Below are 16,337 nucleotides of genomic sequence, written 5' to 3'. Positions count from 1 at the left end.
ACGGCGCCGCACCACTCCTTGCGCGCGGATCGGTCCACGTGAGTTCACGCGGATCAGATCACGCGGATCAGATCAGGCCGATCAGTTCACGCGGATCAGATCAGTCGCCTACGCGGACTTCGACCTGCTCCGGGCTTGCCATCGCCCCCGCCCACAGACGGACTTCAGAGACACGGGCGGGCAGGTAGTGCTTCCATGTGCCGTTCGTGAAGCCCTTGCCGATGGCGAAGTCGCCGCTGCCCAGCTGGACGGTGAACGCCTTGGCGTCGCCGTTCTGCCCATAGCCCAGATAGAGGCTGATCGTGCCGTACACCGAGTCGTAGATGCCGGTCAGCCGTACCGGACTGTCCAGGGCGGCCACTTCGTCGGAGACCACGGAGGAGAAGGTGCCGTCAGCGTTCAGGCGGCCGAAGTGCCAGACGCCGACGGGCCTCGTGGTCTCCTCCAGCGTTTCCTCGTCGAGGACCGTGTCCTTGCCGGTCAGCTCGTACCAGAAGCCCCAGGCCGAGCCGTCCTCCGTGCGCTGGCCCAGGACCTGGCCGGTGTATCCGATGTCCTTGCTCACCAGTTTCGCGGAGTCCAGTTCGACGAGCGTGGACACGGTGAACGGGGCATGGTCGTACACCAGCGGGCCCGGGGCCGTGGCCGCGTCATCCACTCCGTCCAGGACGATGGCCTCATCGCTGATGGCGGCGCCGCCGGCCAGGGTCAGGCTCCTGCCGTAGCCGGACGTGGTGTCCGTCACGGTCGTTCCGCTTCCCCTCGCCGCGTTCCAGTCCGCCACCAACTCGACGCCGGCGAAGTTCTCCGAGACCAACAGCTTTGTCTCGTCCGCGACCTCCTCGTGGGTCAGGACCCGCTGCCAGACGGCGACTTCGTCGATCGAGCCGGGGAAGTGGTACGTGGAACTGCCGCTCGGGAACTTGTAGCGGCCGAACTGCAGTCCGCCGGTGGACTCCCAGGAGCCCGCGCCGGTCGCCAGGGGCTGGCTCTGCCGACGGCCGTCCACGTAGAAGATCAGCTCCTCCGTGGCCGGGTCATAGCTGCCGGCCAGGTGGGTCCACACCCCCGTCTGGGCGGCGTAGACGGAATACTTCCCGCGGAGCGTGGATCCGTCCTGGTCGAGCACGCCGAAGAACCACTGCTTCACATCGGCGAGATACCAGAGGACGAACGTGTTGCCCTGTCCCCCGGGTTGTGCGAGCACGGAGGCGTTCTTGCCGCCCTGGTCCAGCCGCGCCCAGGCGGAGACCGTGTAGGCGGAGCGGGTCTCCAGCACCGGCGCGCTGGTCTCCGCGTAGGCGGTGGTCCCGTTCAGCGACAGCCCCTTGTCCGTGACCGCCTCTGCCAGAGGCTGGCCCTCGCTGTCGTGCGTGATCAGTCCGCGTCGCCCGCGGTCGTCACGGGCCGCGCCCCCGGCCGGCGTCGCGTCGTCGGCGCCGTCGGCGGTCGCGGAGTCCTTGGCGACACCGTCCGGCTCGTCGAAGTGCCAGCGCCCGACCGGGCCCTCACCCGCGGCGACGAGGAAGTCCACCACGTTCTGCGCGCCCCAGCGGCCCACGCTGTCCTTCGCCCGTACATACACGCTGTACGTGCCGGAGCTGTCGGGCGTGATGTCCTTCGACACCGTCGATCCGTTGATGGGCGTCGACCAGGCGTCCGCGGTGGACAGCTTGTACTGGTAGGCGACGTTGGAGTCCCCGGTGGCTGGACCGAAGGTGAAGGTGCCCTTCTGGCCGGGGCCGCCTCCCGCCGGGCAGGCCGTGTCGGTACAGGCGGAGTAGGGACTGCCGACGGTGATCTTCGGGGCCTTGGGAGCGGTCGGGTCGACCTTGAAGTAGCACCAGCCGCTCGTCGAGGCGTTCGACGGCCCCGCCAGGTAGCTGTCTCCGCTGTTGTAGTACGACCGCACCCAGGCCCGGTACCGGTACAGCTTGCCCTCGGTCAGCGTGGACCAGGACTTGGTCAGCTTCACACCGTCGCCGACGTACCCGCTGGACGGGCTGAGGTCACCGTTGCCGGCCGTGGTGTCCGACCAGGTGCCGTCGCTGTTCTTGTGGTCGAGGTCGTGGTAGACGCGCAGCTGAGCGTCCTTCTCGCCGCCGGCCGAGGTCTGCGCCGTCGCGGTGAGGGCCGGGGTGGGGTCGGAGACGATCGCCGGGTCCGACTCGCTCGTCTCGCACACCGTGCCGGAGCCGGTCACCAGGCCGATGCCCGTGGGCTTGGCAGGCAGACCGACGAAGTCGACCGCCAGCACGGCGTCGTTCTTGAACCGCTTCCACGCGCTGGTGTCGCTCTCGTCGTGCGCCCGGATCTCCAGGGTGAGCCGGGAGAACTTGCCCGCCGCGAAGCTCCGCACGGTCGGGGTGAGGTTCTCGTTCGTCTCCTCCGGGTTGTCGTTGAACTCGATGGGTGCGTCCGGGGAGTCCGGGTCGCACAGCGAACCGCGCCCCGCCGACACATGCCGGTCGCCCATCAGATCGAGCGCCTTGGGCCGCGAGGACCAGGTGGTGGAGGACGAGATGTTGTTCGTGCGCACCAGGTCCACCCAGCGCGGGTCGCACTGGAACGCCCACGGTTCGGTCACCCGGAACGTGGCGTCCAGAACGTGCTTGCCCTTCAGGCTCGCCGGCGAGAACTCGAAGTACAGCCGCTGCACATAGCCCGGCCCGCAGTAATAGTTGTTCCAGGTACCGCACTTGCCCGCGCCCTTGCCCAGGCCGTCGTCGCCGTTGCCCCAGCCGTACGACTCGTAGCCGTCGCTGCGCAACAGCGTGCGCTCCGACTCGCCCCAGGTCACGGTCGGATCGATGTACAGCGGGAACGCCGACGCCTCCGTGCCGGTCAGCATCTCCGCGTCCGGGATCACCGTCAGCGCCTCGTCGGAGACCTTGACGTCCATGGTGGTGACGGTGGCCCCCGCGCCGGGTTCCGCATCCTCCGCGGAAGCCGCGCCCGTCTCGGCGGGATCCGAGCCCTCGTCCTCGGCGGTTGCCGCCAGGGACATGGGCTGCGCGCCGGACGCCGAACCGGCGGAGTCCCACATCTGTGCGGGCGGGGCCCGAAAGACGCGGTTGCCGTCGTCGTCGATCGCGGTGAGGTTGCCCGCCTTGCCCTTGAGCAGGGTCAGGCCGGTCGCCTTCAACGCGTAGTCGATCTCCTTGAGTTCCTCCTGGGCCGCGGCCTCGGGAGACTTGACCACCAGTACATGGCGGAACCCCTCCACGGACGCCGTGATCCTCAGGTCCACGCCTGGGAGCACTTCCGGATAGACGGCGTTGTTCCCGTCCAACTCCGGTTCGGGAAGCTCTCCGGGCCAGCCGATCCGGAGCGACCGTCCCGTGTCGGAGATCTTCACCAGCGGTTGCTTCGTCCCGCCGCCCGAGAACTCCATCTCCACCGCCGCGGCCTTCGGCACCACCGTCCCGTCCGCCCGGACCTCCAGGGAGGCGTCCGGCGCCTGCCAGCCCCCGTCTGCCGTGGGCACCCGCACGGGGACCGCGGACTCCTCCAACGTGAAGGTGAAACCGTCCGGGTTGGCGAAAACAGTCGTGCGCTCCGTACGCTCGCCTACGACTTCGACGCGCTTCCCGGACTCCTGAGCCGCGGCGAGCGCCTTCTGCCCCTCCGACAGCGGTTGCTCCGCTTCATCCGCCACCGCCTGCGAGACCGGCGCCCCTGCGGACAGTGCCGCCAGGACCGCCACCGCGATCGCAGCGGAACCAAGGAGCCGTACCCGTCTTCCGTGCACGTCGACGACGCGACGTCTTCGTCTCCAACTCACGATCCAGCCCCCGTGCTCACGACCAAGTCATGACGATTACTTGGCGCAATATTTGCCATGAGCGCGCAACGAAAACATCGCGTGATGAAAATGTGACTAAAGAGGTTGCGGTGCACCATGACGCGATCGGGCGGCACTGCCCCGAGCGCTACGCCCCTTGGCCAGTGCTGTGCCCTGCCCACGTCCCAGCAGACAAGAAGCGATCACAGCCCGTTCTGGCGACTGTCCCGCCGGATCCGATACAGCCCATGGAGGCTGAGGACGAGCATCGCGCCTGCGCTCATCGGCCACCAACGCGACGCCCCATGTCTTGTCAGCTCTATGCCCTTCAGCAGCAGGACAACCGAAACCAGCACAGCGAGCCATCCCAAGTGCCGTGCTGGGCCCGGCACGCATCGTTCGATGGGAGGCTGTGCCCAGTCAGAGAACGGAGTGGGACAGCGAGAGATCCGGCAGACGAGGACCCTCATCCAGGTCCAGAGCACTCGGAACCGAGGACTGGCCAGGGTTGACGAGATCGTCATGCCTGTGGGCCGACGCACCCTGCCGGTCTTCAGTCACTCTGCCGCTGACAGGCCCTCTCACCTTCAGCTGACTCCAGAAGAGAGCCACGAAGCGGCGAAAGAGGTCAACGAGCGCATCCTGGCCCAGGCGTACTTCATGGCCTTCGCACACCCCAATGACCGACACCTCCTCGCGGCCCCTCTCCCCGACGTCGGCCCGCTCTATCGCCTCGGCGGTGTCCACCCCGAGCAGGCCCGTGTCGCGGGAGCCGCTCCGAGCCACCTCCGCCCCGAGTTGTTCGGCCGCCACTGAGCCCCCCTCCATATGCTCCTGCAACAGCGGCCTTCCGGTCACCGATCGCTTCCAGAGCTCAGCCGCCCGTCATCCGCCAAAAGGGGCCCTCCACGCCTTCGAGCCGGCGCCGTGCCCATAGCGTGCCCGTAAGACCGGTAAACCACGGTCAACAGCGGTGCAATCGTGCGCTCCCGGACGCCACACCAAGTCACATATGCCGAGGTCAGAAGCCATCCGTCCATCCAAGCGCCGTCGCTTCCCAAGCTGAGAGCGCGAGTTCGATTCTCGTCACCCGCTCCATGCGAAACCCCCAGGTCAGAGACCCGGGGGTTCATTGTTATCTAGACCGGGAGGGGTGGCGCACCACCAACCGCACCATCAGGGAGAGGGCTCCCCGTTCTCTCCCTGTGGTGCTTCGCATGTCCGTCGCGCCATGGTCAGGATGGCTGTCCCCCTGCCCGAGACATCCCTCAACCTGTGGCAGATCGTTCCGCGGGCGATGCCCGTCGAGTTGCCGGACGGTCCAGGTGGGCCACCACTGTGGCGTAGAACCGGTGCACGGCGTCGTCGACGCTGCGGATGAAGCCGGACTCGGCATTGCCGCGGCCGCTGCCCATGCTCTTGAGGAGAGACAGCCGGAAACCGGTGATCTGCAGGCCGTTCTTCGGCAGCATGTCCGCCGGCTCCGGGCGCAGCCGCTCCAATGTGCTCCGAGGCCCTCCGGCCTCGCCGTCGACCAGGGTCTCGATGTGGAGGTCCGCGGGAGCTTCGGCGAGACATCGTACGAGCCGTTTTGCCCAGGTCAGGGGGTAGCCCTGTGCAGGCGCCGGGATTTCGATGGAGATGCGGAGTTTGCCGGTGCGCAGGTCGGCGGTGATCGCGAGAACGCCGGGCGTACCTTCGATGCGCAGCTCCGCCTGCAGTCTTCCTTCGAGACAGAGCTGATCGGCCAGGCGGGCCCGGCGGGCTCCGGGATCGGCTCCGCGCTTGGAGCGCTGGACAGGCAGGACCTTCTGACCGAGTTCGCCACCGAGTCTGAGACAGACCTGACGGATAAGCCGCTCCCAGCTCTCCACCACCTCGAGGGCACGTGAGTCCCCCTGACACAGGGTTTCCTCATCGATGCCGTTGCGTACGGGGACCCAGGCCGAGCCCATGTTCTGAAAGCCGTGGCATCCGGAGTTCTCGTGCTGGAGGTAGTGCAGCAATTCCTGGAGCAGCCAGGCGTGCGCCATGTTGCCCACGCCCTCATGTCGGATCAACATCTGGGCCTGGTGGGCTACTTCGGCCCAGGACAGGTGCCACAGGGCCACCTTGTGCTTGCGCCGTCCGTCGATCCTGACGTCGACCAGCGGGCTGCCTTCGAGGGCGACGTCGTTCGAGAGCGTGATGACGGCTTCGTAGCCCCGGCGCGCGGCGATGTCCATGTACGCCTGCACCTGTTCGGCCTTGAGGGCATTGCCGTTGGTCTTCGTCTCGACCAGTGCCGTCCACAGCTTGCCGGCTCGCTCGACGCGGATCACTCCGTCCGGGCGCCGTGGGGTGTCGCCGTGCGGCAGTGAGACCTCGGTGAACGTCTCCATGCGGCCGGCGGGTGCTCCGAACGCGGCGGTGAGTCTTCTGCCGAACTCCGGGATCTGCGCCATTACCGACAACAGCACCGAGGTGGCCCGCATCTCACGGTCCCGATCGCTCTTGAGCGCGGACACCGGAAAGAGCCTGGCCTCCTTCCACGACTCGTTCTCCGCCAAGGACTTCTTGACCGCCTTGGGCAAGGTGACCTTCTTCTTGGCCGTGCGGGGCCGTGAAGGCACCTTCTTCGGTTCCGTGTCCGCGTCGGGCCGCCGGGGTGCCGGGACGGCCTCCAGTCTCGCGTGTGGTTCGGGAACGGCATCCGGACCCGCGGCATCCGCCTGCTCGTCGCCTGCTGTGCCGTCGGGCGCCTCCTCGGCAGCCGCGTCATCGTCGATGTCGACGCCGAAGTCCGTCGCCAGACCTGCCAGTCCCGCGTCGTAGCCCTGCCCGACAGCCCGGAGCTTCCACTCTCCGCCGCGACGGTAGAGCTCACCGAAGATGAACGCGCTCACCGAGTCGGCGTCATCGATGGCGAACCGGAGCAGCCCCTCGCCGGAGCTGTCGGCCAACGTCAGCTGCAGATCGTCCAGCTCCCCGAAGTGAGCTCCGCCGTACCGGCTCGCGGCCACCACGATCCGGTCGATGTCGTCCGGGACCGAGGTGAGGTCGAAACTGATCTGGTCCTTGCTGCCGCTCCCCGTGGGCGTCTTGCCGAGGAGCTGGACGCTCCCGTCGGCGGCGACCGGGTTGTTGTAGAAGTAGAAGTCGGCGTCGCTGCGGACCTTGCCGCCCGCATCCAGCAGCAGTACGGATACGTCCGCGTCGCCCTCACCCGTCGGACTGGTCCAGTCCAGACTCACCATCACGGAGTCGACGCTCTCGCTCAGGCTCGTCAGCCCCACATTGGCACCCTTGGTCAACTCGTACATGCCCCACCCCCAATAGGGCACGTCAGACCTGAATCGCCCGCCCTTCACCACTGTCGGCGAATCCCGTGTGACGTGCCGCACACTCAATGCACAGCGGAACTGTAGTACTCGACGAACGCAGGCTCCGGCTGTCCGCAAGAAACGTCAGGAAGAGCGCCGGGGGGCACAGTGACCCGCGGTCCGCTGAGTACGACCATCAGGAGCCCCGGCCCACCGCACGGTTCGCAGGAAGTGACCCGATGCACCAGTACGGATATCATCTGTGTCATGGACTATATCTATGGAGGTGCCCCATGAGTCGAACGGTGATCGACCTCGACGATCAGCTGGTCGCTGACGTGGCCAAGGCCCTCGGCACCAGCACCAAGAAGGAAACGGTCAACACCGCCCTGCGCGAGGTGCTCGAAAACCGGCGGCGCGCTCTGGCACTCACCCGCCTGCGCGCGGCGGCGGAAGAAGGCGCCTTCGACCTGGACCTCTTCGAGGACAAGGGGAATTACCGCCGGTGAACGCCGCGCAATACCTGATCGACACCAGCGCGCTCGCTCGCCTGCTGCGCGGCGACGCCGAACAGTACGGATGGGATCAGGCAGCAGCAGCCGGACTCGTCGCCACGTGCCCCATCACCGAGCTTGAGTTCTTCTACAGCGCGCGCTCCGCCGCCGACCGTGCGCAGGGCATCGAGGACATGCGCCTGCTCTTCGGCTGGGTGCCGGTCGACGACCGCGCCTACGACCGCGCCTGGCAGGTCCAGGAGATCCTCACCCAGCGCGGACAGCACCGCAGCGCCGGACCCGTCGACCTCGTCGTGGCCGCCACAGCCGAACTACAGGGGCTGACCCTCCTGCACCGTGACCGGGACTTCGAGTGCATCGCCGCCGTCACCGGCCAGGCACTCCAGTGGTACGGCCCAGAAGCCGGAAAGTGAATCAGGGCCGCGTCGGCTGCTCCGAGGAACGCAACAACCAACCCCTGACAGGCACGCGCTTCGCCGGACCTCCTGTGCGCACGCGAAGGTCCTCCGAACCGGACCTCCGAACCGGTCGAGTCAGGCCAAGAGCCCGTTCGCGCACGCCTCCTGCCTGCCGTTCTTCGAAGCCGTGCCCATAGCGTGCCCGTAGGAGCGGACAACCACGGTCAACACCGGTGCGATCCGACCCGCACGACCACCCGGCAGGGAAAGCATCTGTGCAGGTCAGAGCCATAACGCCCACCCAAGCGCCGTCGCTTCCCAAGCTGAGAGCGCGAGTTCGATTCTCGTCACCCACTCCAGAGAGAAACACCAGGTCAGCGGCCTGGGGTTTGTTTGTTGTCCATGCCTGTTCCCGATCGATCAGATCACCGAAGCGGTGAACGTCCCCGGCCCGCGAGAGCCGGTAGCCGCCGGACACGGACTCCACCGTCGCGGACCCGCGCAGCGCCCTGCGCAGCCGGGACACCAGCGCCCGCAAGAGAGTTGGCCACGTCGGCTGGCGGTTTCTCTCCCACAGGCCGTCGACGAGTGAGTCGACGGACACCGTCCGGCCCGTGGCCGCCTCTCCTCCGGACCGACCGGCCCCTTCCGTGTCGGTCATCCGTCCGTCGCCGGGTCGACATCACCCACCTCACGCCCCGGTGAAGGGCTTCCGGCCCGGACGGCACCTCGGTGTGCGGTGCTTATGTCTGGTCGGCTCAGAACCTCTCGCGGCCGCAAACCAGTGCGCTTCCGCCTCGATCTGCGGACCATGCGGCAGTGGCCACCTGTGGCTCGGCGAGCCGATCACGCACCGGGAGCTCGTGCGCAGCGGCAAGCAGATCATCGTGGACAAGACGCCCGGCAACGCCGGGATGTGGGAGCAGCTGCGCGAAAGCCGGCACCTTGCTGGGCAGCTGCTCCAGCCCCTCAGGGGGCTTCACTGCCCGGAACTTCATACTCAGCGTGCCGTCGGTCAGGCGTCGAGGACTATCCGGGCGCCGTGCGCGCGAGAGACGCATGGGTAGATGACGTCGTGACGGTCGCGTTCGTCGGGCTGCAGCACGTGGTCGCGGTGATCCGGGACGCCGCCGAGCACGCGGATCTCGCAGCTGCCACACACCCCGTTCTCGCAGGAGAAGTCCAGGCTCGGATCGATGTCCTGCAGCGCCGACAGCAGGCTTTGGCCGATCGGCACCCGCACCACCCGGCCCGACCTCCGCAGTTCGGCCTCGAACGGTGCACTGGGGGTCTCACCCGCGCGAGAGCTCGCCGTGAACCGCTCCACGTGGAGCGTGCCCCGCGGGCAGGCGATGGGCATCAATGCCTCGACCGCGTCGAGCATCGCCTCTGGGCCGCAGCAGTAGACCGCGGTCCCGGCGGACGCCGCGCGCAGAATCGCCTCGAGGTCGGGCCGCTGCTGCTTGTCGGCCGACGAGATCGTCACCCGCTGTGGGTGGGACCGGGCGAGTTGCTCGACGAAGGCCATCTCGGCCAGGGACCGGCCGCGGTGGACGAGGTGCCAGTCCGCGTCCTGAGCCGCCAACTGCTCGATCATCGGCACGAACGGGGCGATCCCGATACCACCGGCGACCAAAAGATACGAGGGCGCGTCGACCAGCGGGAAGTGGTTGCGGGGCCCGCGGATCTTGAGGGTGGTGCCCGGTGCGAGCTGATGGACTTCGGTGGATCCACCGCGTCCGTCCGGTTCGTGCAGGACCGCGACGCGGTAGCGGTCCGCGACGGCTGGGTCGCCGCACAGGGAGTACTGTCGCACGAGGCCGGACGGCAGTACGAGGTCGATGTGCGCGCCGGGCTTCCAGGTCGGCAGCCGGGCGCCGTCGGCCGGCGCCAGGTCCAGCGCGATGATGCCGTCCGCGACCGGCTGGACGGCTGCCACGGTGACCGCGGTCTCCGAAGGGCGTCGCCGCCTGCCCTCCCTGCGTCCCCAGCGCGTCTTGCCGCCGGGCTTGAAGACGGAGAGGATTACCGCGGTCCAGAGCAGGGCCAGGAACAGCGACATGGCTCCGACCAGCAGGATCCCGGTCTCTCCCGGTTCGGCGGCAGGGTTCTCGGTGCGTGCTGCCAGGGTGTCGATCCACTCACCCTCAAAGGTGGCGAGGACCGGAAGGCTGAGCGCGATGATCAGCTTGGCCAGTACCCAGCGGTGCTTGACCAGCCCCCAGGGCGTGCCGAGCGACACCACGACGCCGGTGATGATCGCCAGGAAGACGCTCGGGATCGCCAGGGCGACATCGAACGTGTTCATGAGCACATAAGAGCTGTGCCGCACCTCATGGCTGTCCGTGGTCACGCCAACGATGGACAGGGCGAGCATGGCGAGGGAGACACCCAGCCAGCCGACGCCGACGCCGACGTGCAGCGTCAGCCACATCTTGCGCGACATCCGCCCGAGCCGCGGGAAACGCGGCTTCAGCCCGACCGTGATCATCGTCGACAGCAGCATGCCGAGCCACGGCATCTGGTGGGCGAGCAGGAACAGGAACTGGGCGGGGATGAAGAGCAGGTGGAAGACGATCAGGATCCGCCGGGCGCGGGCGGCGCTCGCCGCGCGGCCGAGCGCGATCCGACCGCAGAACGAGAGCACCGCGGCAACCGCGTAGCCCACCGTCCCGGCGGTCTGGAACAGGGGATGGTTGACGTCCTGCCGCAGCGCGATCAAGGCGCCCGCGACGAGTGAGAAGACACCGAAGGCGAGTTGCAGGCTTCTGGGGCTGAGCCACCGGCCCAGACGTTCTGTGATGACCATGCGATGAGCGTTGCCGGTAGTGCCCTGCCGGGGCATCGGCCGATCCGGGAAAGCGGGTCACCGGATCGGCTGTGACTCTCCGGCGTCGCGTACAACTTTCTGCTGACGCGCGCACGGGTGGGGGACACCTAGCCTGAGAGCACGATGACTACGCAGGACCCACACCTGGCGACGCCCCGGTACCGCCGCCGCCCTGTGATCGATACGGCAGTGGCGCTCGTCGTCGTGGTGTTCACGGCGACCGGCGAGTTCGGTACCAACGACTTCTTCGGGCCCAGCTTCGCCGGATTCGACGACCGCTTCCCGCCGCTGTGGCTCGGCGTCCCGCTTGCGGTGGGGGTCGGGCTGCTGACCAGGTGGCGGCACGGGCTTCCGGTGATCCTTCTGGTGGGATCACTGCTGGCGAATGCTCTCGTGTCAGCTCATGCGGCCGTCGTGGTCGCGCTGTACACGCTGGCCGAGCGCACCACCGCCTGGCCCAGGATTGTCGTCGGCATGCTGGCCTCGGCCATCGTGGTCGGCATTCCGATCTGGCGGCACGCCGGCGGCGACGGCGCGATCCCGATCAGCATCGCGGTATGCGTCGCCCCGGCGCTTCTGGGCATGTATGTCGGCACCCGGCACGAACTGGTGGAACGGATCCGCGAGCGGGCGGAACGCATCGAACGCGAGCAGCAGCAGCGCATCGCACGGGCCCGAAGCGACGAGCGGGCTCACATCGCTCGCGACATGCACGACGTGGTCACTCACCGAGTTTCGCTGATGGTGCTTCAGGCCACCGCACTGGAGGTGTCCAAGGGCGAAGACGCGGTCACCATCGGAAAACAGATCGGAGCGACCGGGCGCGAGGCACTCGCCGAACTCCGCTCCTTGGTGGAGGTCCTGCGCAACGACGACGACGCGCCGCTCGCTCCGCAGCCGGGGCTCGCCGATCTGGACGCCCTGATCGAGGAGTCCCGCCGGATCGGCGTCCCCGTCACCCTGGACGTGGCGAACCGCGCGGGGGAGCGGCCCCCGCTGCTCGTGGAACACACGGCCTACCGATTCGTACAGGAGGCGCTGACCAACGTGCACAAGCACGCGCCGGGAGCACGGACCCGAGTACGCATCCAGCAGACTCCGCGGCTGCTGCGGCTGTCGGTCACCAATGGCCGGGGGCGGCGGGCCACCGATGCCTCACTGCCGGCCGGCGGCCATGGACTGCTCGGGCTCGCGGAGCGGGTGCGGCTGGTCGGCGGCGAGTTCACCGGGGGTCCCACCTCCGACGACGGCTTCGAGGTGATCGCCGAGATACCGATCTCTCGGGGGGAGGATCGATGACCGCTCCGGTCAATCCGATCAGTCCGATCAGTCCGATCAGGACGCTGATCGTCGACGACGAGTGGATGGTGCGTTCGATGCTGCGCACCATCATGGAGGCGGCACCCGACATCACGGTGACGGGCGAGGCGTCCGACGGCGTCGAGGCCGTCGACCTCGCACGGACGCTCCAGCCCGACGTCGTGCTCATGGACATCCGGATGCCACGAGGCGACGGGCTGACGGCAACCGAGCGGATGACACGGCTCGACCCGCCGCCGTACGTCGTCGTGCTCACCACGTTCGACCTCGACGAGTACGTGCACACCGCGCTCCGCAACGGCGCCGTCGGGTTCCTGCTGAAGGACGCGTCGGCCGACGACATGCTCGCCGCGGTGCGCAGCGCAGCGCGCGGCGACGCGATGATCTCCCCGCGCATCACCCGCAGGCTGCTGCGGAAATTCGCCGAGCCGGTACCGGCTCGGCGCAGCGACGCCGAGCAGCGGCTCGCAGCGCTCACGGACAAGGAACGAGAGGTGCTGGTCGCCGTCGGCGGCGGTCTGTCGAACACCGAGATCGCGGCCACGCTCTACATGAGCGAGGCGACGGCGAAGACCCACGTCAGCCGGATCCTCACCAAGCTGGACCTCGCCAACCGGGTGCAGGCGGCGATCCTGGCTCACCAAGCCGGCTTGCTCGACTGACACCTCCGCCCCGAGTTGGTCGGCCGCCGCTGCCCCCTCCTGCGTGTGCTCCTGCAATGGCGCCCTTCCGGCCGGCGCTCGCCTCCAGGGCTTGGGCCGTCGTCAGCCTCCCAGAAGGGCTCCCGACGTCCCCGAGCCGACGGCGTGCCCATAGCGTGCCCACAAGACCGGTAAACCACGGTCAACAGCGGTGCGATCCTACGCTCCCGAGCGCTACCCCAGAGCACGTATGCCCAGGTCAGTAGCCCTGGGGTTTGTTTGTTGTCTAGTCCAATTCGCAGGTTCGTGCCCTCCGCGCGCCCCAAAGGGTTTGCGGGCGAGCGAGTGGTGCCGCGGCTCAGGACGCTGAGTCCGGGCGACCGCCGCGGCGCAGTGCGCGGGTGCACCAGCCGATGATCTCGGCGTTGACCTCTGCCCCGAGAGCGACGGCGCTGATGAACATCACGGTGTTGTCCGGCAGCACGAGGTACACGAGGCTGGCGGGGGCGGTGGCGAGGAGCGGGATGACACCCGCCATGGACTCGCCCGAGCTGTCGCCCGCGTTCGCCATGAGCGCCCACACGAGCAGGACGGCGCAGACCGCGAGGTAGAGGAGGCCGATGACGCCGAGGTGGTCACGAAAGCGGCGGAAGTCGGATTTGACGGAATCATGATCGGTACCGGTCACGGGACGGACTCCTTAGGTTGCGTCGCGGTGGTCGGAGGACGGTGGTCAGAGGTGGGTGCCGGGTGGGTTCGGGCGGGCGAGGCCGAGGTCGTACGCGAGGATCGTCGCCTGTACGCGGTCGCGCAGGCCGAGTTTGCGGAGCAGCGCGTTCACGTGGGACTTCACGGTGCCCACGGTGATGCCGAGTCGCTCGGCGATCTCCGCGTTGGTGAGGCCGGCCGCGACCAGGGTGAGGACGCCCCGCTGGCTGCCGGTCAGGATGTCCAGCTCGGGGGAGCTCCCGGCCGGGACCGCGGCGCTCGGTCCGGACGCGTAGTGGCCGATGAGGCGGCGGGTCGCGGACGGGGCGAGCACGCTCTCTCCGGCCGCCACCACCCGGATGCCCTGCAGCAGTTCGGAAGGGTGTACGTCCTTGAGGAGGAAGCCCGAGGCGCCGGCGCGCAGGGCGTCGAAGACGTACGCGTCGAGGTCGAAGGTGGTCAGGACGAGGACACGGGGCGCGTCCTGGCGGCCGGTGATGATGCGGGTGGCGGCGATGCCGTCCAGTTCGGGCATGCGTACGTCCATGACGACCACGTCGGGGGACAGTTCCTCGGCCAGCCGCACCGCTGCCGCGCCGTCCGCGGCCTCGCCGACGACCCTCATGTCCTCTTCGGCGTCGATCACGGCGGCGAATCCCGCTCGTACGATGCCCTGGTCGTCGACGACCAGCACATTGAGGCTCATCGTTGCCTTTCCTCGCTGTCCGAGTTGCCCTGCGCGACGGCGAGTGGCAGCCAGAGACGGACGGTGCCCTGCGGGCCGGTGGTCAGGGTGCCGCCGAGTGCCGAGACCCGCGTGGTCAGCCGTTCTCGTACGGCCGGGTCGGCGGCGCGGGGCACCCCGGTGGCCGTGAGCGTCAACGTATCGTCGTCCACGTCGAGTTCGAGCGCCGCCGGTTCCTCACCGCCGGTCGCGAGCACTGTCTCGGCGGCGTGGTAGGCGGCCAAGTCGACGGCGGTGGGCAGTCGTTCCGGTACTCGATCGGTCAGCCGTATCTCGACGTCGCGGCCGGTGGCCCGGAGTTGGTGGGCGAGCAGGTCGAGCGCCTGGAGGGTGGGCTGCGGCCGCAGCTCGGGCGCTGTCTCGCCCTCCCGGACCGTGTCGAGCAGGGCACGCGCCGCGGCCAGGGCCTCGCGGGCGCGGTCGGCCGCCGCGTCGAGCCGGCCGGCCTCCGCTTCGGTGACCATGTCGGCGGTGCGGGCCAGCACGGTGGTTTCCAGGCCGGCGGCGATACGGCGACGCTCGGCCCAGGCGTCCCGGACGGCTTCCTCGGTCCAGGTGGCGAGGCGCTCGTCCCGGGCGCCGCGGTCGGCTCGTTCGCGCCGATCGCGCAGGGCCCCGGCCCAGCGGGCCGCGGCGACCGCGAGGGATGCGGCGAGTGCGGCCAACGCGGGTACCGCCCATGTGGGAACCGTTGTGCCCCGGTCCAGGACCGCGGCGGTGGCGGCTGCCGCGTGCACGAGCACGGCGGAGGACTCCGCCGGGAGAGCGGCGATGTCAGTCAGACGTGCCTCGCGACGTCCGCGCCGGTCACGCCGGCCGACCTGCTCTTCCGCTGGGGGTCCGGGGGTTGTCCCCCGGAGTTCGTCCGAGCCCAGCGCCGCGCAGGTGGCCAGCAGGCTCAGTGCGGGTGGGAGGAGGATCGGGCCGTTGTAGTCCCCCACCGCCATCGCCACCGGCCACAGCAGGGCCAGGCCGAGCAGCGCGCCGTATGCCGTCCGGGGTGCCCTCCGTAGCCACAGCAGGGCGAAGAAGACGCCCGCCGATACCCGCGTCCCGCTCGACACGTCCTCCGCCCGGATGACCAGCGCCGCTCCGGGCCAGACCACGGCCTGGGCGCAGATCAGCAGGACCGGGAGAAGCCGGTCGTCGGTTCGGTTCATGACGGATTTCATGGCGGATCAAGGCTATGGCCGCAGGTGAGCGGCCCGACTCGGGCTGGAGGCGGATCCCGGTCTCTTACCTGGGTTGCAGATGCTCTGCCTGCGGTTCGACGCGCCAATCGTCCCGCAGCGCGAGGACGGTGCCAGGGCCTCGGCCATAGGCTCGATCACATCGAGAACGCGGTCGGCCACCGCTTCTACGACCACTTCCAAGGCTGCTTCCACCAGCGGTTCTTCCAGCAGTTCTTCCACGCTTTTCCGCGTATCCGACGCTCCAACGAATTCAGGGGGATCTCCCATGTCCAAGCGCGTTCTGTTCTCCTCGCTCATCGGCGCCGTCGCCCTCGCCGGAGTGGCCGGCGGCGGCCTTGCCCTGGCCTCTGCCTCCACGGAACCGACCCTGGAGAATGGCTCGGCCCGCTACGTGGCTCCGTCCGAAGGCAGCGCGGGCTCGCTCACCTACACCGTGGCGGTGAGTGACGACTCGGGCGTCCGGGACCTCAAGGTCCTTGCCTGGCCCGCGAGTTCGAAGCTCGACCCGACCGAGGCGGAGCTTCGCTCGGCGGAGAGCGCCAAGTGCAAGGGCACCTCGGACGAGACCACCCGTTGCACCTACACGCTGAAGGTCACGAAGCGGGAGGCGGCCGAACTGGCCAAGGGCACCTGGTACGTCTCGGCACTGGCGACTGCCACGGACGGGGACACGACGTTCGTGCCCCGCGCCGCCACCTTCGACGTCACACACTGACCCACACGTCGAGCCCCCAGGTCGAGAGGCCCGGTGGCCCTGCTCCACTTCGACGCGCATCTCGACACCTGGGACACGTACTTCGGCGCCGAGTACACGCACGGCACGCCGTTCCGGCGGGCGGCGGAGGAGGGCATCCTCGACACCTCGGCCCTCTCGCACGTGGGCACGCGCGGCCCGCTGTAC

Annotated in this window: 11 protein-coding genes and 2 pseudogenes; 7 read left to right on the top strand and 6 right to left on the bottom strand. The window is 68.7% G+C overall.

The annotated features are described in order from the left end of the window. Positions 1-100: 100 nt before the first annotated feature. A complete protein-coding gene (locus tag STRIP9103_RS20385; protein WP_408995605.1) occupies positions 101-3,751 on the bottom strand; it encodes a laminin G domain-containing protein in 3,651 nt (1,216 codons plus the stop codon). Between the two features lie 555 nt (positions 3,752-4,306). Here STRIP9103_RS20385 and STRIP9103_RS50015 point away from each other — a divergent pair. Further along, entirely contained in the window at positions 4,307-4,600 is a 294-nt protein-coding gene (locus STRIP9103_RS50015) for a hypothetical protein (RefSeq protein ID WP_141586245.1), read from the top strand. 452 nt (positions 4,601-5,052) lie between these two features. On the opposite strand, the gene STRIP9103_RS20375 is transcribed toward STRIP9103_RS50015, so the two are convergent. After that, the gene (locus STRIP9103_RS20375) at positions 5,053-7,086 is read right to left on the bottom strand and encodes a TerD family protein (RefSeq protein ID WP_009315845.1); all 2,034 of its coding nucleotides are present in this window, start codon (positions 7,084-7,086) and stop codon (positions 5,053-5,055) included. 293 nt (positions 7,087-7,379) lie between these two features. Between STRIP9103_RS20375 and STRIP9103_RS20370 the strand changes: the two genes are divergently transcribed. Together STRIP9103_RS20370 and STRIP9103_RS20365 are read left to right on the top strand one after the other, a co-directional pair. Continuing rightward, positions 7,380-7,595 (top strand): type II toxin-antitoxin system VapB family antitoxin, encoded by a 216-nt coding sequence (locus tag STRIP9103_RS20370; protein WP_033320602.1) that lies wholly within the window; start codon positions 7,380-7,382, stop codon positions 7,593-7,595. After that, complete coding sequence (locus STRIP9103_RS20365; RefSeq protein WP_009315880.1) at positions 7,592-8,014, top strand: PIN domain nuclease; 423 nt, start codon at positions 7,592-7,594, stop codon at positions 8,012-8,014. Before STRIP9103_RS20370 ends, STRIP9103_RS20365 begins: the two co-directional genes overlap by 4 nt. Positions 8,015-9,014: 1,000 nt before the next feature. On the opposite strand, the gene STRIP9103_RS20360 is transcribed toward STRIP9103_RS20365, so the two are convergent. Beyond that, on the bottom strand, positions 9,015-10,808 hold the full coding sequence (locus STRIP9103_RS20360; RefSeq protein WP_009315874.1) for a PDR/VanB family oxidoreductase: 1,794 nt from the start codon (positions 10,806-10,808) through the stop codon (positions 9,015-9,017). 144 nt (positions 10,809-10,952) lie between these two features. On the opposite strand from STRIP9103_RS20360, the gene STRIP9103_RS20355 reads away from it, so the two are divergent. Continuing rightward, the gene (locus tag STRIP9103_RS20355) at positions 10,953-12,128 is read left to right on the top strand and encodes a sensor histidine kinase (protein WP_100243949.1); all 1,176 of its coding nucleotides are present in this window, start codon (positions 10,953-10,955) and stop codon (positions 12,126-12,128) included. After that, positions 12,125-12,811, top strand: coding sequence for a response regulator (locus STRIP9103_RS20350; protein WP_009315867.1), 687 nt, complete (start codon positions 12,125-12,127; stop codon positions 12,809-12,811). Before STRIP9103_RS20355 ends, STRIP9103_RS20350 begins: the two co-directional genes overlap by 4 nt. 337 nt (positions 12,812-13,148) lie before the next feature. Here the strand turns inward: STRIP9103_RS20350 and STRIP9103_RS20345 are convergent, their stop codons facing one another. The 3 genes and pseudogenes from STRIP9103_RS20345 to STRIP9103_RS51665 all read right to left on the bottom strand — a co-directional run. Beyond that, on the bottom strand, positions 13,149-13,478 hold the full coding sequence (locus STRIP9103_RS20345) for an SCO4225 family membrane protein (protein ID WP_009315832.1): 330 nt from the start codon (positions 13,476-13,478) through the stop codon (positions 13,149-13,151). A gap of 45 nt (positions 13,479-13,523) precedes the next feature. Next, positions 13,524-14,204, bottom strand: coding sequence for a response regulator (locus STRIP9103_RS20340; protein ID WP_009315863.1), 681 nt, complete (start codon positions 14,202-14,204; stop codon positions 13,524-13,526). After that, positions 14,201-15,328 (bottom strand): annotated as a pseudogene (locus STRIP9103_RS51665) (sensor histidine kinase); the annotation flags it as partial. The gene STRIP9103_RS20340 and the pseudogene STRIP9103_RS51665, both read right to left, overlap by 4 nt. A gap of 373 nt (positions 15,329-15,701) precedes the next feature. Between STRIP9103_RS51665 and STRIP9103_RS20330 the strand changes: the two are divergent. Together STRIP9103_RS20330 and STRIP9103_RS46740 are read left to right on the top strand one after the other, a co-directional pair. After that, positions 15,702-16,151 (top strand): DUF5707 domain-containing protein, encoded by a 450-nt coding sequence (locus STRIP9103_RS20330; RefSeq protein WP_048820637.1) that lies wholly within the window; start codon positions 15,702-15,704, stop codon positions 16,149-16,151. A 24-nt stretch (positions 16,152-16,175) separates the two neighbouring features. Next, a pseudogene (locus tag STRIP9103_RS46740) lies at positions 16,176-16,337 on the top strand (arginase family protein); the annotation flags it as partial.

The organism is Streptomyces ipomoeae 91-03, from assembly GCF_000317595.1.
Lineage (GTDB): Bacteria > Actinomycetota > Actinomycetes > Streptomycetales > Streptomycetaceae > Streptomyces > Streptomyces ipomoeae.
The sequence above is the reverse complement of the archived record's forward strand: the minus strand, read 5'-3'. Positions and strand labels throughout refer to the sequence as shown.